Below are 20,710 nucleotides of genomic sequence, written 5' to 3'. Positions count from 1 at the left end.
GAGGACCCTGGTTCTTTCGGCTTGCGAAGCTGTGCCTGACTTTGAGGGTTTCGGGCGGCGAAATGCTTTCCGGGCTCTTTCGGAAACGGGTGTTTCGTGTCATGAGCCGCTTCCTTTCGAATGCGACCAACAGGATCGATACCAAGGGCCGGGTTTCCGTGCCGGCGGCGTTTCGGTCGGTGCTGGCGCAGCGCAACGTCCAGGAGCTTTATTGCTTCCAGGACTTTGTGTTTCCGGCGATCAGCGTCGGCGGTTCGGATCTTCTGGAAAGGTTCGAGCGGCAGATTGCGGCGGAGGATCCGTTTTCGCCGGATGCAAACGAGATGTCGCTTCTCATTCATGGGGGCGGGGTCTTCATGAAGCTCGACGCCGAGGGGCGGTTGATGGTCACGGACTTCATTCGCGACTTCACCGGCATTTCGGACGAGGTGACCTTCGTCGGTCGGGCGGATCACTTTCAGCTCTGGCAGCCGCAAGCATTCGCGGCCGCGCAGGCGCAGGCACGAGGGGAGCGCAAGCTGGCGGGCAAGCGTTCCTGAACGAACGAGGGAACGGAATGGCGGCGAATCCTGGCGGAGGTTCAACTGAAGCCGGTGGCGGACCGGTTCGCCACATTCCGGTTCTTCTCAAGGAAGTGCTTGCGGCGCTGGAGCCTTCTTCCGGCAAGGTCATTCTCGATGGCACTTTTGGCGCGGGCGGATACACGTCCGCTATTCTCGATGCCGGTGCTGATGTGATCGCGCTCGACCGCGATCCGACGGCGATTGCCGCCGGCCAGGCGCTCGTCGCCAAGCATAGCGGTCGCCTGAAGCTCATTCATTCGCGGTTTTCTGCACTTGCCGATCATGCGCCGGAAGGCGGTCTCGATGGCGTTGTGCTCGATATCGGCGTTTCCTCCATGCAGATCGACGAGGCCGAGCGTGGCTTCTCCTTTCAGAAGAACGGCCCGCTCGACATGCGCATGTCGGCTGCGGGTGTTTCGGCTGCCGATGTCGTCAATCGCGCCAAGGTTGCCGATCTTATCCGGATATTCCATTATCTCGGCGAGGAAAATCAGGCGCCCCGCATCGCGCACGCCATCGACAAACATCGTGCCGAAAAGCCCTTCGAGACGACGCGCGATCTTGCCGGCCTGATCGAGCTGGTGACGCCGCGCAAGATGAAGGACAAAATCCATCCGGCGACACGCGTCTTCCAGGCGCTGCGCATCTTCGTCAATGACGAGCTTGGCGAACTGGCGCAGGCGCTGTTTGCCGCAGAACGGGCGCTGAAGCCCGGCGGCCGTCTCGTTGTCGTCACGTTCCATTCGCTGGAAGACCGGATCGTCAAGAAGTTCTTCTCCGACCGGGCAGGCAAGGCATCCGGCTCTCGTCACCTGCCCATTGCGCATGAGCGTGCCGCCACGTTCGAGCCGGTTGGCAAGCCGATGGTTTCTGCCAGCGAAGAGGAAGCTCAGGCAAATCCGCGCGCCCGTTCCGCCAAGCTGCGTGCCGGCCAACGCACCGCCGCTCCCGCTGAAGCAGAAGACATTTCGCTCTTCGGTTTCCCCAATCTTGCCAGCCTCGGAAAGCTTGGAGCTTGATATGCTGAGAACGTTCGATCTTGTGCTCATTGGCATCATGACGGCCGCGGCCGCCGTCACCTATACGATCAAGCACCGCGCCGAGCTGAAGCTCGAGGAGGTTCAGCGCCTCGAAGCGGAGATCAAGCTGGAGAAAGACACGATCGATCTCCTGAAGGCCGACTGGGCGCTGCAATCGCAGCCGAACCGGCTGGAGCGGCTGGTCAACGCCTATAATGGCGAGCTGCAGCTGCAGCCGACGGATTCGACCGCGCTTGCCCATGCGCGCGAACTGCCGATGCTGAAGTCGCAAGTTCCTGCGCCTGATCTGACCGAAGCCAAGGCCGGCGCCAAGCCGGGTGCCAAAGCCGGCACGGGTGCCAAGGGTCAGCCGACCCCGATGCCAGCGCCGCGCGAAGCTGAAGATGCGGACCAGATCGAAACGGGGGCGGTGGAATAATGTCCTTTCTTTCCCGCATCATGGTGCTGAAGAGCCAGGCGCATTTTTCCGCCGGCGTCTACGGCCGTTTCGGCGCCCCCTCGGGCATGGCGATCGAAGGTTCGCGCAAACGCAAGTCCGGGCAGGCCAAGAGCCGTGTCGGACTGCTCATCTTCGGCTTTACCGTCGTCTATGCCATCATCGGCGGCCGTATGGTCGAATATGCGATGAAGGAGCCGGAATCGGTCTCGTCCATCCTGCCGCCCGACCGGCTGATGGCCTCGCGCCCCGATATTATCGACCGCAATGGCGAAGTGTTGGCGACCGACATTCGCACGGTTTCGCTGTTTGCCGAGCCGAACAAGATCGTCGATACTGACGAGGCCGTCGAGAAGCTGCAGACCGTACTTTCCGACCTCGACGTCAAGGACACTTATAAGAAGCTCTCGAACCGCACCTCGCATTTCGCCTGGCTGCGTCGCCAGTTGACGCCGAAGCAGCAGAGCCAGATCCTGGCGCTCGGCATTCCCGGCATCGGGTTTCGTCCGGAAAAGCGCCGGTTCTATCCCGGTGGCGCGACGGCTGCGCACATCCTCGGTTACGTCAATATTGACAACCGCGGCGTCGCCGGCATGGAAAAATATATCGACGATCAGGGGCTCGCCGATCTCGCCTCGGTCGGCATGACGAGTAATCAGCCGCTGGAGCCGGTTCGCCTTTCGATCGATCTGCGCGTGCAGGCGATCGTGCGTGATGTCGTTGCCAATGCCGTCGTCAACTACAAGGCCAAGGGTGCGGGCGCGGTCGTTCTCGATGCGCATACAGGCGAGGTGGTCGCCATGGCGTCTGCGCCGGATTTCGACCCGAACAATCCGCAGGAAGGCTCCAAGGACGGCTGGCTGAACCGCATGTCGAACGGCACGTTCGAAATGGGCTCCACCTTCAAGACCTTCTCGACCGCCATGGCGATCGACAGCGGCAAGGTTTCGCTGAAGGATAGTTTCGACGCTACCAACCCCATCCGCATCGGCGGCTTCACCATTCACGATTTCCACGGCCAGCGCCGCTGGCTGACGGTGCCTGAGATCTTCGAATATTCCTCCAACATCGGCACGGCGAGGATGATCGACCTCGTCGGCATGGACCTGCAGAAGGAATATCTGACGCGCCTCGGCTTGCTCACCAAGATGCAGACCGAACTGCCAGAAGTGAAGATGCCAAGCCAGCCACGCGTCTGGAAGAAGATCAACTCGATCACGATCTCCTTCGGCCATGGCGTGGCTACCACGCCGCTGCAGACGGCTGTTGCCGGCGCCGCGCTCATCAACGGCGGCAAACTGATCGAACCGACCTTCTTGCCGCGCAATCGCGAGCAGGCCGATGAAGTCGCCGAGATGGTCGTCAAGAAGAGCACCAGCGACGACATCCGCTATCTCTTCAAACTCAACGGCATGAAGGGGTCGGGCCGCAATGCCGACGTGCCGGGTTTCCACGTTGGCGGTAAGACCGGCACGGCCGACAAGGTCGTCAACGGCCGCTATGCCAGCAACCTGAATTTCAACGCTTTTCTTGCGGCTTTCCCGATCGACGATCCGAAATATGTGGTGCTGACATTCTGCGACGAACCGCTGGATGGTGAGCAGCATCAGCGTATCGCCGCCTATACGGCAGCACCCATGGTCAAGAACATCGTGCGGCGTGCAGCACCCATTCTCGGTGTCGAGCCGGAATTTGGCGAAGACGGCTCGGCCTTGTTGGTGTCTTATTGAGTGGGAATCAATGTCGGTGTCGATTCGTAAGGGGCGATCGACCTGAACCAGAAAAGTGCATTCGATGAAATTGCGGGACCTCGCCGGAAATGCGTTTCCGGAACTCAAAGCTGAACTTGAAGGACCGGCCGGGGCGCTGGATATATCGGGATTGTCTTCCGACAGCCGGAAGATCGCGCCCGGAATGGCTTTCGTGGCGATTGCCGGTTCGAAGGCCGATGGTGCGGGCTTCATCGCCGATGCCGTTGCCAAGGGTGCTGCCGCCGTCATCGCATCGCATGCGGCCGAGACCTCCGTACCGGTTCTGGTCGTTTCCGAACCGCGCCGTTTCCTCTCCGTTGCCGCTTCGCATTTCTACGGCCGGCAGCCTGCAACCATGGTTGCGGTGACGGGCACTGCCGGCAAGACCTCTGTTGCGTCCTTCGTCAGACAGATCTGGGCGCATGCAGGCCATGCGGCTGCGATGATCGGCACGACAGGCATCATCTCGCCGACGCGCAATGAATATGGCTCGCTGACGACGCCTGATACTGTGTCGCTGCACGAGCTGCTCGCTGAACTCGCTGATGAAGGCGTCACGCATGCATCTATGGAAGCTTCCAGCCACGGGCTCGACCAGTATCGCCTCGACGGCGTGAAACTCGCGGCAGCCGCGTTCACCAATCTCGGTCGCGATCATATGGATTACCATCCGACGGTCGAAGACTATATGGCGGCCAAAATGCACCTCTTCGACCGGGTGCTGCCGAAGGGCTCGCCGGCCATCATCTTCGCCGACGATTCGTGGTCGGAGCAGGCGATCAAGGTGGCGACGGCTGCCGGCCATGACGTTCGCACGGTCGGTCGCAAGGGTACTTATCTGACGCTGAAGCGTGTCGAGCATTTCCGTCACAAGCAGGTCGCGGAAGTCCATGCCGAAGGTGAGATCTTCGAAGTCGACATTCCGCTCGCAGGGGATTTCCAGATTGCCAATGCGCTGGTTGCCGCTGCGCTCGCCATGTCGACGGGTGTGCCGGCAAAACTCGCCATGGCGGCACTCGAAAAGCTGCAGGGTGCGTCCGGCCGCCTCGAATTGGTCGGTCATACCAAAGACGGCGCGCTTGCCTATGTCGATTACGCTCATAAGCCGGACGCGCTGGAAAATGTGCTAAACTCGGTGCGTCCGTTCACGACGGGCCGCGTCATCGTCGTGTTCGGCTGCGGCGGCGACCGCGACCGCGGCAAGCGGCCGATCATGGGCGAGATCGCTTGCCGGCTCGCCGATGTCGTGATCGTCACCGATGACAATCCGCGCTCGGAGGAGCCAGCTGCGATCCGCGCCGAGATTATGGCAGCCGCGACATGCGCTTCCGAGATCGGCGACCGTGCAAAGGCGATCCGCGAGGCGGTTCTGCAGCTGAAATCCGGCGATACGCTGATCGTTGCCGGCAAGGGACATGAAGAGGGGCAGACGGTCGGCAGCGTCACGCTGCCGTTTTCGGATCATGCCGAAGTGCGCAAGGCTTTGGAGGAGCGGGGACCATGAACTGGCTCTGGACGACCGAAGACATGATCGCCGCGATGGCAGGCCGTCCGTTCGGCACGCTGCCGCAGGGCATTACCGGCATTTCTATCGACAGCCGCTCGATCGCGCCCGGCGAGGCCTTCTTCGCGATCAAGGGTGACCGCGTGGACGGACACGATTATGCTTCGATGGCGATGGCAAACGGCGCGTCGCTGCTTGTTGTCAGCGAGGCCCGCCTGCCGGCGATGGGGCGTCTGACGGTGCCGATGATCGTGGTCGAGGATGTGCTTGCCGCGCTCGGCAAGCTGGGACAGGCATCGCGCGAGCGCTCGCGGGCGAAGATCATCGCCGTCACCGGTTCGGTCGGCAAGACGACGACCAAGGAGATGCTGCGCCAGGTGCTGTCTCCTTCCGGCAAGGTGCATGCGTCGGTTGCTTCCTTCAACAATCACTGGGGCGTGCCGCTGACCTTGGCGCGTATGCCGATCGACACCTATTTCGGGGTCTTCGAGGTCGGGATGAACCACCCGGATGAGATCCGGCCGCTCGTGAAGATGATCCGACCGCATGTCGCAGTCATCACAACGATCGCGCCGGCTCATCTCGGCAATTTCCAGAACGTTCAGGAAATCGCTGCCGCCAAGGCGGAAATCTTCGAGGGGCTGGAGCCCGGAGGGGACGTCGTTCTCAACCGCGACAACGATCAGTTCAATTTCCTGGAGCAGGCCGCCCAGGCGCTCGGTATCACGAAGATCCATTCCTTCGGCCAGCATGCCAAGGCGGAATTCCGCCTCGCTGAATTCAACGGCTCGGACGAAAGCTCGACGCTCTGGATGACTGTCGGGGGCGATACCAAGGAAGTGCGCATCGGCGCACCGGGTCGTCACATCGCTGAGAATGCGCTCGCTGCATTGGGCGTCGTGACGATCGTCGGCGCCAGCCTCGACAAGGCAATCGAAGCGCTTGCGACGTTGAAGCCGGAAAAGGGCAGGGGCAAGCGCTACAGGCTTCCGATCGGTAATGGCAGCTTCACGCTGATCGATGAGAGCTATAACGCCAACCCAGCCTCCATGCGCGCAGCGATCGCGCTGCTTGCGAGCGCCGAACCGACCGGCCGGGGGCGCCGCATCGCCGTGCTCGGCGATATGCTGGAGATGGGCGAATTTGCCGAGCAGGTGCATGCGGATCTCGCCGGGCCGCTGCTGGCCGCCGGTCTCGCACATGTCTGGCTCGCAGGACCTGAGATGGTGACGCTGAAAGAATCGCTTCCCGATAGCGTGGCGGTCGAGCATCGCGAGAAGACGGAAGAATTGTTGGAATTCATATTGAACTCGGTCGCACCTGGCGACGTGTTGATGGTGAAGTCGTCTCTGGGGATCGGTTTCGGCAAGATTGTCGCCGCGCTTCTTGACAAGTACCCGCCAGTTTCAGACACGCAACGCGAACCATGATCGGGTAAAAGGGGCCTTGAATGCTGATTTGGCTAGTCGAACTGTCGGAATATTTCAAATTTCTGAATTTGTTCAGGTATATTACCTTCCGGGCGGGTGCCGCTCTGTTTACCTCCGCTCTGATCGTCTTCCTCTTCGGGCCTACCATCATCAACTCGCTGCGCATCCGGCAGGGTAAAGGCCAGCCGATTCGCGCCGATGGGCCGCAAACGCATTTCAAAAAGGCCGGTACACCGACGATGGGCGGCCTGATGATCCTTGCCGGCATCGTCGGCGCGTCGCTGCTCTGGGCCGATCTTTCCAATGTCTATGTCGTCGCCACGCTGCTCGTGACACTCGGCTTCGGCGCCATCGGCTTCTATGACGATTATCTCAAGGTCACCAAACAAAGCCACAAGGGCTTTTCGGGCAAGGCGCGCCTGGGCATCGAATTCATCATTGCGGGCATCGCCGTCTATTTCATGATGCGCACGGCCCTTGCCTCCGGCGCTGCCGGCTCGACCTTCGGCTCCTCGATCGCATTCCCCTTTTTCAAGGACTTCCTGATCAATATCGGCATCATGTTCGTCGTCTTCGGCGGCTTCGTCATCGTCGGCGCCGGTAATGCCGTGAACCTGACCGACGGCCTCGACGGCCTTGCCATCGTGCCCGTCATGATTGCCGCAGCCGCCTTCGGTATCATCGCCTATCTTGCCGGTAACGCGGTCTTTGCGAACTATCTGCAGATCAATTTCGTGGTCGGAACGGGCGAACTTGCCGTCGTCCTCGGCGCCGTCATCGGCGCGGGCCTCGGTTTCCTCTGGTTCAACGCGCCACCGGCGGCCATCTTCATGGGCGACACGGGGTCGCTCGCGCTCGGTGGCACGATCGGCACGGTTGCCGTTGCCACCAAGCACGAGATCGTCATGGCGATCGTCGGCGGCCTCTTCGTCATGGAAACCCTATCGGTCATCATCCAGGTCGGCTTCTTCAAGATGACTGGCCGGCGCGTCTTCCTCATGGCGCCGATCCACCACCATTTCGAAAAGAAGGGCTGGACGGAGAGCCAGGTGGTGATCCGTTTCTGGATCATTGCCGTCGGCTTGGCCATGCTTGGCCTGTCCACCCTGAAACTGCGGTGAGGCGGTCATGATCCCGGTCACGACGCTTGCAGGAAAGAAAGTCGCTCTCTTCGGTCTCGGCGGCTCCGGCTCAGCGACCGCCAAGGCTTTGATCGCCGGCGGGGCCGATGTCATCGCTTGGGACGACAATCCTGACAGCGTCGCCAAGGCCTCGGCAGGGGGCATAAGGACTGCCGATCTCCATACGATCGACTGGAGCGCGCAGGCGCTCTTCGTGCTTTCGCCCGGCGTACCGCTCACCCATCCGAAGCCCCACTGGACGGTTGATCTCGCACGCGCGGCCGGCGTTGATATCGTTGGCGATGTCGAGCTTTTCGTGCGGGAGCGCCGTGCGCATGCCCCCGATTGTCCTTTCGTCGCGATCACCGGAACGAACGGCAAATCGACGACGACGGCGCTGATCGCTCATATCTTGAAATCGAGTGGCCGTGACACGCAGCTCGGCGGCAATATCGGCACGGCCGTGCTGACGCTCGATCCGCCGAAATCCGAGCGCTACTTCGTCGTCGAATGTTCTTCCTACCAAATCGATCTGGCGCCGACGCTCAATCCATCCGCCGGCATCCTCCTCAATCTGACGCCCGATCACCTCGATCGGCACGGCACTATGCAGCACTACGCCGATGTCAAGGAGCGGCTGGTCGCCGGGAGCGACGTCGCTGTTGTCGGTGTCGATGACAGCCATTCGGCGCTGATTGCCGACCGCATCGAGCGGGCAGGGGTGAAGGTCATCAGGATCTCCCGCCGCAGCGTACTCGCCGACGGCATCTATGCCGAAGGCACGAAGCTCATCCAGGCAACGGGTGGCGCTATGTTGCCTTTCATCGATCTCGAGGGCATCCAGACACTGCGCGGCAGCCACAATGCGCAGAATGCCGCAGCCGCGGTCGCTGCCTGCCTTGCCGTCGGCGTCTCCGCCGAGGACATCCGTGCGGGTCTTGCATCCTTCCCCGGTCTCAAGCATCGCATGCAGCCGGTCGGCCGGCGCGGCAATGTCGTCTTCGTCAACGATTCCAAGGCGACGAACGCGGATGCCGCTGCGCCGGCACTTTCGAGCTACAATAGAATCTACTGGATTGCCGGCGGTTTGCCGAAGGCAGGCGGCATTACGACGCTTGCGCCCTATTTTCCACGTATCGCCAAGGCCTATCTGATCGGTGAGGCGGCGGCGGAATTTGCCGCGACGCTCGGCGAGGCAGCACCCTATGAGATATCAGGCACGCTGAGCCAAGCCGTGGCGCATGCGGCAGCTGACGCGGAGAGGGATGAGACCGGTCCCGTGGCCGTGATGTTATCCCCGGCTTGCGCAAGCTTCGACCAGTACAAGAATTTCGAAGTCAGGGGCGATGCCTTTGTCGGCCACGTGGCCGCCCTTGACGGGGTAACCATGCTGATCAATTCGGCGACAGGAGATAAATGACATGGTGAGCCGCGCGGAACGTGGAGCATTGGCCGATTGGTTCTGGACCATCGACCGCTTTTTCCTGGCCTTGTTCCTCTTCCTGATGGGCATCGGCTTCATGCTCTCCTTTGCGGCTTCGCCGGCGGTTGCCGAACGCATCGGCCTGGAACCTTTCCACTTCGTCAAGCGCCACGCGGCCTTCATGATCCCGTCGATCGCGGTCATGCTTGGCCTTTCCTTTCTGACGCCGCGCCAGGTGCGGCGGACGGCCATTATCCTGCTGATCGTGGCGCTTGCCATGATGCTTCTGGCATTGTTCTTCGGCATAGAGGTCAAGGGATCCCGCCGCTGGGTGACGCTTGCGGGTATCTCCATTCAGCCTTCGGAATTCATGAAGCCGGCCTTCGTCGTCGTCTGCGCTTGGCTCTTTTCCGAACATGCCCGCCAGCCGGAAATCCCGGGCAACCTTTTTGCCATCATCCTGTTCGGCATGGTCGCAGCCCTTCTCGTGGCGCAACCTGACCTTGGCCAGACGATCCTCACGACGGCCGTCTGGGGCGGCATGTTCTTCATGGCCGGCATGCCTTGGCTCTGGATCATCGTGCTCGGTGCCGGTGGCGTAGGCGGCCTCGTGACGGCGTATTATGTCTTTCCGCACGTAGCGGGTCGAATCGACAAGTTCCTGACCGGCGAAGGTGATACCTTCCAGATCGATACCGCCCGCGAGGCGATCATTCGCGGCGACTGGTTCGGGCAGGGACCGGGCGAAGGCATCGTCAAGCGCATCATCCCGGATGCCCACACCGACTTCATCTTCTCGGTTGCGGCCGAGGAATTCGGCATCGTCTTCTGCATCGCGCTCGTCGCCATCTTCACCGTGCTGGTGCTGCGCGGCCTGTCGCATGCGTATCGCGAACGCAACGACTTCAATCGCTTTGCCGTCGCTGGCCTCGTGCTGCAGATGGGCATCCAGTCGATCATCAATATCGGCGTCAATCTCGAACTGCTGCCGGCAAAGGGTATGACGCTGCCGCTGATTTCCTATGGTGGTTCGTCGATGGTAGCGATCTGTGTGACGGCCGGCTTCATTCTGGCGCTGACGCGCCATCGCCCGGAGAAGCGTGCGCAGGACCGGAGCCTCTTCCGCGTGCCGCACGGCATGCCGGCGGAGTAAGGATGTTATGAGCAAGGGCATCGTCCTTCTTGCTGCCGGGGGAACCGGCGGCCACGTCTTTCCGGCCGAAGCGCTCGCCTTCAAGCTGAAGGAGCGCGGCTATTCCGTGCATCTCGTGACAGACAGTCGTGCCGAACGCTATGCCGGCAAGTTTCCTGCCGACGAGATCCATGTCGTGCCGTCAGCGACGATCGGTTCCAAGAACCCCGTGGCCGTTGCCCGTACTCTGTGGAAGCTCTGGACGGGAATGCGCGCTGCAAAGCGGCTGATCCAGCGGCTGAAGCCCGTTGTCGTCGTCGGCTTCGGCGGTTATCCGACAGTGCCGCCGTTGCTTGCCGCCACACGCCTCGGCGTGCCCTCGATGCTGCACGAGCAGAATGCCGTGATGGGGCGCGCCAACAAGGCGCTCGCGCCGCGCGTCCGGGCGATTGCCGGCGGCTTTCTGCCCGAGAGCGGCGGCACGTTTTCCGACAAGACGATTACGACAGGCAATCCCGTGCGGCCGGCAATCCTTGCCGCGGCCGAACAGCCTTACATACCGTCGCATCCGGGCGAGGATTTCAACCTCGTCGTGTTCGGCGGCAGCCAGGGCGCCCAGTATTTCTCCAAGGCGATGCCGACGGCGATCAGCCTGCTCGACGATGCGCTGCGGGCGCGGTTGAAGGTGACGCAGCAGGTTCGCCCTGAAGATATGGATATGGTGCGCGGCTGCGTAGCGCAGCTGCAGATGGGCGCCGATATCGCGCCGTTTTTCAACGATATGGCGGAGCGTCTTGCCAAGGCGCATCTGGTTATCTGCCGCTCCGGCGCCTCGACGGTTTCGGAAATATCCGTCATCGGCCGCCCGGCCGTGCTGGTGCCTTATCCCCATGCGCTCGACCATGACCAGGCTGCCAATGCGGCAGCGCTGGCAGCGACCGGCGGAGCCAAGGTGATCGCGCAGTCGGAGCTTTCGCCCGAACGCATCGCCTCTATCCTGACGCATGTGATGAACGATCCGGAAAAGCTTGCGAAAATGGCGGTTGCCGCCAAGCTTGCGGGAAAACCTGACGCGGCGAACTTGCTTGCCGACATGGTTGAGGCTATTGCCGCCGGCAAGACAGTTGCAGAATTCAAGGGGGCACGCGCATGAAGCTGCCGAAGGCAATAGGCCTCGTCCATTTCATCGGCATTGGCGGTATCGGCATGAGCGGTATCGCAGAGGTGCTGCACAATCTCGGCCACAGGGTGCAGGGGTCGGATCAGGCCGACAGCGCCAATGTCCAGCGCCTGCGCGACAAGGGCATCGAGGTTTTCGTAGGCCATAAGGCGGAAAACCTCGGCGATGCCGAAGTCGTCGTCGTCTCGACCGCAATCAAGAAGAGCAATCCGGAACTCATCGCTGCGCGCGAAAAACTCCTGCCGGTCGTACGCCGCGCCGAAATGCTGGCCGAGCTGATGCGCTTCCGCAATGCGATCGCGATCGGCGGCACGCATGGAAAGACGACGACCACTTCGCTGGTCGCCACGCTACTCGAAGCCGGTGGTCTGGATCCGACCGTCATCAATGGCGGCATCATCAATGCCTATGGCACGAATGCGCGCATGGGCGAGGGTGAGTGGATGGTGGTCGAAGCGGACGAATCCGACGGCACCTTCCTGAAGCTGCCCGCCGACGTCGCAGTCGTGACCAATATCGATCCTGAGCATCTCGACCATTATGGCAATTTCGATGCGGTTCGCGCCGCCTTCCGGCAGTTCGTCGAGAATGTCCCTTTCTACGGCTTCGGTGTCATGTGCCTCGATCATCCCGAGGTTCAGGCCCTGGTCAGCCGGATCGAAGACCGCAAGGTCATCACCTACGGCGAAAACCCCCAGGCCGATGTGCGCTTCATGAATGTGCGCATCGACGGCACGCGCTCGATTTTCGATGTCGAAATTCGCCGCCGCCGCACGGGACAGGTCATCAGGCTGGATGATCTCATCATGCCGATGCCCGGCCGTCACAATATCTCGAATGCCACAGCGGCCATTGCCGTCGCAAACCGGCTCGGCATCTCCAGGGAAGATATCGCGAAGGGGCTTGCCTCCTTCGGCGGCGTCAAACGTCGCTTCACGCTGACGGGCCAATGGAACGGCGTGCAGGTCTTCGACGACTACGGCCATCATCCGGTCGAGATCAAGGCTGTGCTGCGCGCCGCTCGCGAGTCCTGCAAGGGCCGGATCATCGCCGTACACCAGCCTCACCGCTATACCCGCCTGTCGAGCCTATTTGAGGAATTTGCCGCCTGCTTTAATGATGCGGACAGTATTTTCATCGCGCCCGTCTACGCTGCAGGTGAAGAGGCCATCGAGGGTGTGGATTCGGAATCGTTGGTTTCCCGCATCAAATCGGGTGGTCATCGCGACGCGCGCTTCCTTCCTTCGGCAGAAGCTCTGCCTCAGATGGTAGCGGAGATTGCAAAGCCCGGGGACTTTGTGGTTCTCCTGGGTGCTGGTAGCATTACATATTGGGCAGCAGGGCTGCCGAAGCAGTTGCAAGACCTTTCAGGAAAGTCCGCATGAAACAGGTTAACGGGGAAAAGCTTCTTGCCTCTCTCGGAGAGGGCGTAAAGGACATTCGCGGCCGACTGACTCCGGATGCCCCCATGGACCGCGTCACCTGGTTCCGCGCCGGCGGCCTTGCCGAGCTGATGTTCCAGCCGCATGACGAGGACGATCTTATTGCCTTCCTGAAGATCCTGCCGGATGAGGTGCCGCTGACGGTCGTCGGCGTCGGCTCTAACATCCTGGTGCGCGACGGCGGCATTCCGGGCGTCGTGCTGCGCCTGTCGGCCAAGGGTTTCGGCTTTGTCGAACTCGCAGGCGAAAACCGCATTCTCGCTGGTGCCATCTGCCCGGACAAGCATGTGGCCGCCATGGCGATGGACAATGGCATCGGCGGTTTCGCTTTCTACTACGGCATTCCGGGCGGTATCGGCGGCGCTGCCCGCATGAACGCCGGCGCCAATGGCGCAGAAACGAAGGATCGTCTCATCGAGGTGCGGGCAATCGACCGCAAGGGCAACAAGCATGTGCTGTCGAATGCCGAGATGGGCTATTCCTATCGCCACTCTGACGCTGCTGACGACCTGATCTTCACGTCGGTGCTGTTCGAGGGCTATCCCGAAGACCGTGCCAAGATCCGTGCCGAAATGGATGCCGTGCGCAATCACCGCGAGACGGTGCAGCCGATTCGCGAAAAGACCGGTGGTTCGACCTTCAAGAATCCTGAGGGGCATTCCGCCTGGAAGCTGATCGACGAGGCGGACTGCCGTGGTCTCGTCATCGGCAGCGCGCAGATGTCGTCGCTTCACTGTAACTTCATGATCAACATGGGGCAGGCGACGGGTTACGACCTCGAATATCTGGGAGAGGAAGTGCGCCGCAAGGTTTTCGAAACGTCTGGTATCAAGCTCGAATGGGAAATCAAGCGTCTCGGCCTCTTCATGCCGGATCGCGAGGTTCGCCCCTTCCAAGGCGTGACGACAGAATAGCGTTATTTTACCGCAAGCCTTAAACCTTCGCGCGACGTGACGATGGGTTCCCAGCCCAGTACGTCCCGTGCGTGGGAAATGTCGACCTGCAGCGAACCGCAGAGGCGCTGGTAGACGGCTTCCTTTCCGATGATCCTGGCCGCTACCTGCATCAGGGATGGCGGGAAGGGGAGCAGCTTGGGTTTGATGCCGAGACCTGCGGCGATCCCTTCGATCAATCCCGGTGTCGATAGGTCTTCGCCATCCCCCGCAAGGAAGGTTTCGCCCGCGGCGGCGGGATGTTGCATGCTGGTGATGATCAAGTCGATGAGGTTCTGCACGGCGACCAGTGTGCGGCGGTTTTTCAGCGAGGCAAAAGGCAGCGGCAATTTCTTGCGGACAAGCCCGACCAGCAAAGCGAAATTGCCGCGTGCGCCGGGGCCATAGACCAATGGCGGGCGGATGATGACGACATCCATGCCGGTACGGGCGGAGATCTCGCGTAGGCCGATTTCACTTTCCAATTTGGAAATGCCGTAGGGATCGAGAGGCTTCGGTTGATCGTCGTGGCGGAACGGCCGGTCGTTCTCTTCGCCGTTGACCTTGATAGTGCTGATGAAGACGAAGCGCTTCACGCCAGCACCGGCTGCCTGTTCGGCAAGATTAAGCGTCGAGGCGGTGTTGACCCGGCGAAAATCGGCCAGCGGATTTGCCGACCGATCGTTCATGATGTGAACGCGGGCAGCAAGATGGACGATGACATCGACGCCGTCGAGCGCTGCTGCCCAATCAGTCTTCTCGGTGATGTCGATAGGGAAGTGCCGGATGTCAGGCGGGAATGCTGGTGTCGCGGATCGTGTCGTGACCGTTACATCGCAAATCCGCTCTTTGCGCAGACGTTCGACAAGTGGAGCGCCGACGAAGCCGGCTGCGCCGGTGACGAGGCATCGCATGATCTTCTCCCTGTTCCGCCCGAGGAGGTCTTCGCTAACCGGAACTGTCAGTCGCATCAATAAAAAAAGCCGCGACGGGTGAAGTCGCGGCATTCTTGTTTGAGATTGGAAAGTCTCAGACTTCTTCGCGGCCCGATAGCCGGATGCAGATCAGCGAGATCGCAGCCGAGGCGGCGAGGTAATAGCCGACATAGTTCAGGCTGTAGTTGGTCGCGAGCCAGGTGGCGATATAGGGCGCAAGCGAAGCCCCGAAGATGCCGCCGAGGTTGAAGGTCATCGAGGCGCCGGTGTAGCGCACCATGGTCGGGAAGGGGGCCGCGAGCGCTGCGCCGATCGGACCGTAGGTGAAGCCCATCAGGCCAAGCCCGATGATCGAGCACAGGAAGGCGCCTGTGAGGCCCGCCGTCAGCAAGCTCGCATAGAAGAAGCCGAAGATGGCAATGGCGATCGTCGTCAGTGTCAGGATCATGCGTCGCGAGTAGCGATCAGACAGCCAGCCAGAGAGCGGAATCGTCAGGCCGAAGAAGACGACGCCGACGAGCTGGACGACGAGGAACTGCTCACGCGTGTAGCCGAGTTTCGTCGTGCCCCAGGACAGCGTGAAGACCGTCATCAGGTAGAAGAGCACAAAGGTGGCAACGGCGATGAACGTGCCGAGAATCAGGCTGCGCAGATGACCGCGGAAGACGGTGGCGACCGGAACGGCGACGCGCTCGTGCTTTTCGACGGCCTTCCGGAATTCCGGCGTTTCGGCGATCTTCAGGCGGACGTAGAGGCCGACGGCGACCAGCGCCAGGCTCGCAATGAAGGGAATACGCCAGCCATAAGCGAGGAAATCCTCGTTGCTCATGGTTTCCGTCAGAAGCAGGAAGAAGCCGGAGGAAAGGATGAAGCCGATCGGCGCGCCGAGCTGCGGGAACATGGCATACCAGCTGCGCTTGCCGGGAGGAGCGTTTTCGGTCGCCAGCAGCACCGCGCCGCCCCACTCGCCGCCGAGGCCAAGTCCCTGGCCGAAGCGGCAAAGCGCAAGCAGCAGCGGTGCGGCGATGCCGATCGCATCGTATCCGGGCAAAATGCCAATCACGACGGTCGACAGGCCCATGGTCATGAGCGCCGCCACCAGCGTCGCTTTGCGGCCGACCTTGTCGCCGAAATGGCCGAAGACCACGGCGCCGAAGGGGCGGGCGAAGAAGGCGATCGAGAAGGTCACCAGCGACTGCAGCAGCGCGGAGGTCGGATCGCTCGACGGGAAGAAGAGGTGCGGGAAGACGAGGACGGCTGCCGTCGCGTAGACGTAGAAATCGAAGAATTCGATCGTGGTGCCGATGAGGCTGGCGATCAGGACGCGGGCGGGGGAATTGACTTGCGTGCTGCTCGAAGGGCGCGGCGATACGGAGATCGCTTCTGTCATGTTCATTCCAATCAGTATTTTTATCGATTGCTTGGGAGGTGTCGCTCTTAACGCAATTTTAAGGCTGAGAAAATGCCCGGACACGCAAGAATATGACGCAAGCGACATTATCCTCGGAGGTGACCGGGCTGCCTCGATATGGGTTATCCGTTTTCCCCGGGATCAGCGGTTCTCAACCTTGTGCCGAGCTTGCCGGTAGGTCGTCCCCAGCTTGACCGGAATCGAATTGTAACTGATTGATAAAGTGTTCTCTGGTTGAGAGAATGGAGGGGCACACATGCGCAAAAGTCTTGCCGCCGAGTTTTTCGGCACGTTCTGGTTGGCCTTTGGCGGATGCGGCAGCGCCGTTCTGGCGGCCGCCTATCCCGAACTTGGAATCGGTTTCGCCGGCGTGGCGCTGGCGTTTGGATTGACCGTCGTCACCATGGCCTATGCCGTGGGTGGTATTTCCGGCGGCCATTTCAATCCCGCCGTCTCCCTCGGCCTCGCTGTTGCGGGACGTTTCCCTGCGGGGCGTCTCATTCCCTATATCGTCGTCCAGGTGATCGGTGCCATCGTCGCTGCCGCAGCGCTCTACGTCATTGCTAGCGGCAAAGCAGGCTTCGAACTCGGTGGATTTGCGGCCAACGGATATGGCGAACATTCTCCTGGCGGTTATTCGCTGTTTTCGGCGCTGCTGATGGAAGTTCTGCTGACCATGTTCTTCCTGATCATCATTCTGGGATCGACCAGCATCAGGGTGCCCGCCGGCTTTGCGCCGCTTGCGATCGGTCTCGGGCTAACGCTAATTCACCTCGTCGCAATCCCTGTAACGAATACGTCGGTCAATCCGGCGCGTTCGACCGGGCAGGCGCTATTCGTTGGCGGTTGGGCGCTGCAGCAACTCTGGCTTTTCTGGATTGCGCCGCTTGCCGGCGGTGCGATCGGCGGTCTCGTCTGGAAATTCTTCGGCGATAAGGACTGACTTCAAAAGCCTCGGCATGTCATTGAACCCGCGTGGTTTTTCCGCGCGGGTTTCTCATTCTTCATCGTGCTTGCGGCTTGCTCGTTGCGATATGCGCTTGGCCACAAAGCCTGAAAATCGAAGCATAAGGCAAGGCGGAGTTAACGAAAGTAAACGATTCGTTAACCATAATGATGCTCTAATGCACCCAAGTCGGACAAAGGCCACGAACCGCGCAGACCAGCTTCGCGCAAGCCTCGGTTCAGCAGATTGAAAGTTATTTTTGGGGGTGTTGATGAGTCGCGAGCACGTAGCTGTCCTGATGGGCGGATTTTCCTCGGAGAGGCCTGTCAGCCTTTCCTCGGGAAAGGCGTGTGCCGATGCTCTCGAAGGTGAAGGTTTCAAGGTGACTCGCATCGATGTCGAACGCGACATTTCCGAAAAGCTCTCTGCTCTGAAGCCTGATGTTGTCTTCAATGCCTTACATGGGCCTTTCGGCGAGGACGGCACCATTCAGGGCGTTCTCGAATATCTGCAGATTCCCTATACGCATTCGGGCGTGCTTGCCTCCGCGCTTGCCATGGACAAGGGCCGGGCGAAGCGTGTGGCTGCGGCCGCGGGTGTTCCGGTCGCCGAATCACAGGTGTTGAACCGCTTCTCGTTCCCGTCGGAGCATCCGATGAAGGCGCCCTATGTGGTCAAGCCGGTGCGCGAAGGTTCCAGTTTCGGCGTCGTCATCGTCGGTGAGGATCAGGCGCATCCGCCACAGGTTATCGGCTCGGCCGAATGGCGCTATGGCGAGGAAGTCATCGTCGAGCGCTACATCCATGGTCGCGAGCTGACCTGCGGTGTGATGGGCGATCAACCCATGGATGTCATCGAGGTGGTGCCGCAGGGCCACAATTTCTATGATTACGACTCCAAGTATGCGTCCGGTGGCTCAAAACATGTCTTGCCGGCAAAAATTTCACCGAAAATTTACCAAAAAATACAAACATTGGCATTAAGGGCGCATCAAGCAATCGGTTGCCGCGGCGTCAGTCGGTCCGACTTTCGTTACGACGATCGTTTTTCCGAAGACGGCGAGCTCATCTGGCTGGAGGTCAATACCCAGCCGGGCATGACTCCAACCTCCCTTGTGCCCGAAATGGCCGGCCATGCCGGATATTCCTTTGGTGCATTTCTCCGGTGGATGGTGGAGGACGCGTCTTGTTTGCGTTGACGGTCAAAAGGATAGGGCGCCCCAGCCGTTACATCGAGCTTCCGATTGCGGAAGCCGACGAGCGCCGCGTGCTGCCGCGTCCGCTGCGCCGCGTCGTGCGCTTCTTCGTCAGCCTCGGTAGCGGGCGTATTCATATCCCTGCTCACACGGGCACGGTTTCTGCACTCGGTTTCCTGGCTGCGACCGGTCTCTATGGCATGTCACTCGGCGGCCATACGGAAGCCGTCGCGCAGGCAACGACCAGTGCTGTCGGTTTTGCTATCGAGGACGTGAAGGTATCCGGCAACAATCAGACCTCCGAAATCGAGATTCTGCAGCTTCTCGGCCTTGATGGCGCGACATCGCTCGTCGCTCTCGATGTTGATGCTGCGCGCCAGAAGATCGCTCGTCTTCCGTGGGTCGAGAATGTTGAAGTCCGCAAGGTCTATCCAAAGACGATCGAGGTGAAGCTCTCGGAGCGGGCCGCCTATGCGATTTGGCAGCACGGGCAGGAGCTTTCGCTGATCGAGAAGAGCGGCAGCGTGATCGCGCCGCTTCGGGACAATAAGTTTTCGACCTTGCCGCTCGTCGTCGGCCGTGATGCCGAAACGGCTGCTGCGTCCATCGAGGATGCGTTTTCCAAGTGGCCTGATGTCAAGGCCCGCGTGAAGGCATATGTCTGGGTGTCCGGCCGCCGGTGGGATCTGCACATGGACAATGGCGTCGTCGTCAAGCTGCCGGAAGATGATGTCGATCAGGCGCTCGCGACGCTTTCGAAATTCGATAGGGAACAACAGCTTCTGGAGCGCGATATCGCTGCAGTCGATCTCAGGCTGCCGGACCGCACGACGATCCAGTTGACCCCGGAGGCGGCTGCCCGCCGGCAGGCGGCGGTCACAACGCGCACCAAGGACTTGAAGAAGGCGGGGCAGAATATATGAGCTTGTTCGGTTCATCCCATTTTGGATTGCCGCGCCTGAAGCCGCTTTCGTCGAAGCGGTCGCATATCGTTTCGGTGCTCGACATCGGTTCGACCAAGGTCGTCTGCATGATCGGCAGGCTGACGCCGCGCGAGGAAAGCCAGATCCTGCCAGGCCGCACGCATAATATCGAGATCATCGGTATCGGCCATCAGCGTTCGCGCGGCATCAAGACCGGCGTGATTGCTGATCTCGACGCGCTGGAAGGCGTTATCCGTCTTGCCGTCGATGCGGCCGAGCGCATGGCGGGCCTCACCGTCGAGAGCCTGATCGTCAACCTCACAGCCGGTCGGCTCGGCAGCGACATCTATACCGCGACCATCGATCTCGGCGGCCAGGAAGTTGAACTGAACGACCTGAAGAAGGTGCTTTCGGCCGCCTGCCAGCAGTCGCTGCGCCAGGACCGGGCCGTCCTGCATTCGCTGGCGACCGGTTTCTCGCTCGACGGCGAACGCGGCATCCGCGATCCGCTGGCGATGTATGGCGATGCGCTCGGCGTCGACATGCATGTCGTGACTGCGGAACGCTCGGCGCTCAAAAATCTCGAGCTCAGCGTCAATCGCGCACATCTTTCGGTGGAAGGAATCGTTGCAACGCCTTATGCATCCGGTCTTGCTGCACTCGTCGACGATGAAGTCGAACTTGGCTGTGCGGCCATCGATATGGGCGGCGGCACGACGACGATTTCGGTTTTTGCCGAGGGTAAGCTCGTTCATACCGATGCTGTCGGCCTCGGCGGTCATCACGTAACGACCGACCTCGCACGCGGCCTTTCCACCCGGATCGAGGATGCCGAACGTTTGAAGGTGGTTCACGCTTCGGCGCTGACCAACTCTTCCGACGAACGCGAACTGATCTCCATTCCGCCGATCGGCGAGGATGACCGAGATCAGCCGAGTCAGGTGCCGCGGGCTCTGGTGTCGCGCATTGTTTCTGCGCGCATCGAGGAGACGATGGAACTTATCCGCGACCGTATCCAGCGTTCGGGCTTCAGCCCGATCGTCGGCAAACGCGTCGTGCTTACGGGCGGCGCCAGCCAGCTCACCGGCCTTGCCGAGGTGGCGCGGCGCATTCTGGCCCGCAACGTTCGCATTGGCCGTCCGATGGGCGTCTCGGGCCTGCCGACGGCGGCCAAGGGACCGGCTTTTTCGACGGCTGTCGGGCTGATGATCTATCCGCAGGTCGCGGACATGGAGACACATGCGTCACAGAGCAGCCTGCTCATGTCGCTTGGGGGTAATAACAGTCGCATTGCCCGCATGGGCCAGTGGCTGAAGGAAAGCTTTTGAAATTGAGTGAATTGGCCG

Annotated in this window: 18 protein-coding genes; 16 read left to right on the top strand and 2 right to left on the bottom strand. The window is 60.9% G+C overall.

Going from position 1 to position 20,710, the window contains the following annotated elements; translation table 11 throughout:
• The first annotated feature begins 101 nt into the window (after window positions 1-101).
• The 12 genes from mraZ to murB all read left to right on the top strand — a co-directional run bounded on the left by mraZ (window position 102) and on the right by murB (window position 13,936).
• Window positions 102-539, top strand: a complete 438-nt coding sequence (gene mraZ, locus JNB85_RS23740) for a division/cell wall cluster transcriptional repressor MraZ (RefSeq protein WP_183825310.1) — start codon at window positions 102-104, stop codon at window positions 537-539.
• Between the two features lie 17 nt (window positions 540-556).
• Complete coding sequence (gene rsmH, locus JNB85_RS23735; RefSeq protein ID WP_220336733.1) at window positions 557-1,582, top strand: 16S rRNA (cytosine(1402)-N(4))-methyltransferase RsmH; 1,026 nt, start codon at window positions 557-559, stop codon at window positions 1,580-1,582.
• 1 nt (window position 1,583) lies between these two features.
• Entirely contained in the window at window positions 1,584-2,021 is a 438-nt protein-coding gene (gene ftsL, locus JNB85_RS23730; protein ID WP_220336732.1) for a cell division protein FtsL, read from the top strand.
• The gene (locus JNB85_RS23725; protein WP_220336731.1) at window positions 2,021-3,769 is read left to right on the top strand and encodes a peptidoglycan D,D-transpeptidase FtsI family protein; all 1,749 of its coding nucleotides are present in this window, start codon (window positions 2,021-2,023) and stop codon (window positions 3,767-3,769) included. Before ftsL ends, JNB85_RS23725 begins: the two co-directional genes overlap by 1 nt.
• Window positions 3,770-3,833: 64 nt before the next feature.
• Window positions 3,834-5,294 (top strand): UDP-N-acetylmuramoyl-L-alanyl-D-glutamate--2,6-diaminopimelate ligase, encoded by a 1,461-nt coding sequence (locus JNB85_RS23720; protein WP_220336730.1) that lies wholly within the window; start codon window positions 3,834-3,836, stop codon window positions 5,292-5,294.
• Window positions 5,291-6,724: a UDP-N-acetylmuramoylalanyl-D-glutamyl-2,6-diaminopimelate--D-alanyl-D-alanine ligase gene (locus JNB85_RS23715; protein ID WP_220336729.1), complete on the top strand. Its 1,434-nt coding sequence runs from the start codon at window positions 5,291-5,293 to the stop codon at window positions 6,722-6,724. Before JNB85_RS23720 ends, JNB85_RS23715 begins: the two co-directional genes overlap by 4 nt.
• 20 nt (window positions 6,725-6,744) lie before the next feature.
• Window positions 6,745-7,845: a phospho-N-acetylmuramoyl-pentapeptide-transferase gene (mraY, locus tag JNB85_RS23710; protein WP_220336728.1), complete on the top strand. Its 1,101-nt coding sequence runs from the start codon at window positions 6,745-6,747 to the stop codon at window positions 7,843-7,845.
• A gap of 7 nt (window positions 7,846-7,852) precedes the next feature.
• On the top strand, window positions 7,853-9,265 hold the full coding sequence (gene murD, locus JNB85_RS23705; RefSeq protein ID WP_220336727.1) for a UDP-N-acetylmuramoyl-L-alanine--D-glutamate ligase: 1,413 nt from the start codon (window positions 7,853-7,855) through the stop codon (window positions 9,263-9,265).
• Between the two features lies 1 nt (window position 9,266).
• Window positions 9,267-10,421, top strand: a complete 1,155-nt coding sequence (gene ftsW / locus JNB85_RS23700; RefSeq protein ID WP_220336726.1) for a putative lipid II flippase FtsW — start codon at window positions 9,267-9,269, stop codon at window positions 10,419-10,421.
• Between the two features lie 7 nt (window positions 10,422-10,428).
• Window positions 10,429-11,553: an undecaprenyldiphospho-muramoylpentapeptide beta-N-acetylglucosaminyltransferase gene (gene murG / locus JNB85_RS23695; protein WP_220336725.1), complete on the top strand. Its 1,125-nt coding sequence runs from the start codon at window positions 10,429-10,431 to the stop codon at window positions 11,551-11,553.
• Complete coding sequence (murC, locus tag JNB85_RS23690; protein WP_220336724.1) at window positions 11,550-12,965, top strand: UDP-N-acetylmuramate--L-alanine ligase; 1,416 nt, start codon at window positions 11,550-11,552, stop codon at window positions 12,963-12,965. Before murG ends, murC begins: the two co-directional genes overlap by 4 nt.
• Window positions 12,962-13,936: a UDP-N-acetylmuramate dehydrogenase gene (gene murB / locus JNB85_RS23685; RefSeq protein ID WP_220336723.1), complete on the top strand. Its 975-nt coding sequence runs from the start codon at window positions 12,962-12,964 to the stop codon at window positions 13,934-13,936. Before murC ends, murB begins: the two co-directional genes overlap by 4 nt.
• A 2-nt stretch (window positions 13,937-13,938) precedes the next feature.
• On the opposite strand, the gene JNB85_RS23680 is transcribed toward murB, so the two are convergent.
• On the bottom strand, window positions 13,939-14,868 hold the full coding sequence (locus JNB85_RS23680) for a UDP-glucose 4-epimerase family protein (RefSeq protein ID WP_220336722.1): 930 nt from the start codon (window positions 14,866-14,868) through the stop codon (window positions 13,939-13,941).
• 115 nt (window positions 14,869-14,983) lie between these two features.
• Window positions 14,984-16,279 (bottom strand): MFS transporter, encoded by a 1,296-nt coding sequence (locus tag JNB85_RS23675; protein ID WP_220336721.1) that lies wholly within the window; start codon window positions 16,277-16,279, stop codon window positions 14,984-14,986.
• Window positions 16,280-16,556: 277 nt separating this feature from the next.
• Here JNB85_RS23675 and aqpZ point away from each other — a divergent pair, with 277 nt between their 5' ends.
• The 4 genes from aqpZ (at window position 16,557) to ftsA (ending at window position 20,692) form a co-directional block, all read left to right on the top strand.
• Window positions 16,557-17,243, top strand: coding sequence for an aquaporin Z (gene aqpZ / locus JNB85_RS23670; protein WP_220336720.1), 687 nt, complete (start codon window positions 16,557-16,559; stop codon window positions 17,241-17,243).
• Window positions 17,244-17,517: 274 nt separating this feature from the next.
• On the top strand, window positions 17,518-18,444 hold the full coding sequence (locus JNB85_RS23665) for a D-alanine--D-alanine ligase (protein ID WP_220336719.1): 927 nt from the start codon (window positions 17,518-17,520) through the stop codon (window positions 18,442-18,444).
• Window positions 18,432-19,364, top strand: a complete 933-nt coding sequence (locus JNB85_RS23660; RefSeq protein ID WP_220336718.1) for a cell division protein FtsQ/DivIB — start codon at window positions 18,432-18,434, stop codon at window positions 19,362-19,364. Before JNB85_RS23665 ends, JNB85_RS23660 begins: the two co-directional genes overlap by 13 nt.
• Window positions 19,361-20,692: a cell division protein FtsA gene (ftsA, locus tag JNB85_RS23655; RefSeq protein ID WP_183740729.1), complete on the top strand. Its 1,332-nt coding sequence runs from the start codon at window positions 19,361-19,363 to the stop codon at window positions 20,690-20,692. Before JNB85_RS23660 ends, ftsA begins: the two co-directional genes overlap by 4 nt.
• Window positions 20,693-20,710: the final 18 nt, after the last annotated feature.

This window comes from Rhizobium mesosinicum, assembly GCF_019511345.1.
Classification (GTDB): domain Bacteria; phylum Pseudomonadota; class Alphaproteobacteria; order Rhizobiales; family Rhizobiaceae; genus Rhizobium; species Rhizobium mesosinicum.
Note: the sequence above shows the minus strand (reverse complement) of the source record. Positions and strands in the feature narration are given on the sequence as shown.

Coding starts and splice junctions, on each gene's coding strand:
- mraZ (WP_183825310.1), top strand. CDS start 102: ATGAGCCGCTTCCTTTCGAATGCGACCAACAGGATCGATACCAAGGGC.
- rsmH (WP_220336733.1), top strand. CDS start 557: ATGGCGGCGAATCCTGGCGGAGGTTCAACTGAAGCCGGTGGCGGACCG.
- ftsL (WP_220336732.1), top strand. CDS start 1,584: ATGCTGAGAACGTTCGATCTTGTGCTCATTGGCATCATGACGGCCGCG.
- JNB85_RS23725 (WP_220336731.1), top strand. CDS start 2,021: ATGTCCTTTCTTTCCCGCATCATGGTGCTGAAGAGCCAGGCGCATTTT.
- JNB85_RS23720 (WP_220336730.1), top strand. CDS start 3,834: ATGAAATTGCGGGACCTCGCCGGAAATGCGTTTCCGGAACTCAAAGCT.
- JNB85_RS23715 (WP_220336729.1), top strand. CDS start 5,291: ATGAACTGGCTCTGGACGACCGAAGACATGATCGCCGCGATGGCAGGC.
- mraY (WP_220336728.1), top strand. CDS start 6,745: ATGCTGATTTGGCTAGTCGAACTGTCGGAATATTTCAAATTTCTGAAT.
- murD (WP_220336727.1), top strand. CDS start 7,853: ATGATCCCGGTCACGACGCTTGCAGGAAAGAAAGTCGCTCTCTTCGGT.
- ftsW (WP_220336726.1), top strand. CDS start 9,267: ATGGTGAGCCGCGCGGAACGTGGAGCATTGGCCGATTGGTTCTGGACC.
- murG (WP_220336725.1), top strand. CDS start 10,429: ATGAGCAAGGGCATCGTCCTTCTTGCTGCCGGGGGAACCGGCGGCCAC.
- murC (WP_220336724.1), top strand. CDS start 11,550: ATGAAGCTGCCGAAGGCAATAGGCCTCGTCCATTTCATCGGCATTGGC.
- murB (WP_220336723.1), top strand. CDS start 12,962: ATGAAACAGGTTAACGGGGAAAAGCTTCTTGCCTCTCTCGGAGAGGGC.
- JNB85_RS23680 (WP_220336722.1), bottom strand. CDS start 14,868: ATGCGATGCCTCGTCACCGGCGCAGCCGGCTTCGTCGGCGCTCCACTT.
- JNB85_RS23675 (WP_220336721.1), bottom strand. CDS start 16,279: ATGACAGAAGCGATCTCCGTATCGCCGCGCCCTTCGAGCAGCACGCAA.
- aqpZ (WP_220336720.1), top strand. CDS start 16,557: ATGCGCAAAAGTCTTGCCGCCGAGTTTTTCGGCACGTTCTGGTTGGCC.
- JNB85_RS23665 (WP_220336719.1), top strand. CDS start 17,518: ATGAGTCGCGAGCACGTAGCTGTCCTGATGGGCGGATTTTCCTCGGAG.
- ftsA (WP_183740729.1), top strand. CDS start 19,361: ATGAGCTTGTTCGGTTCATCCCATTTTGGATTGCCGCGCCTGAAGCCG.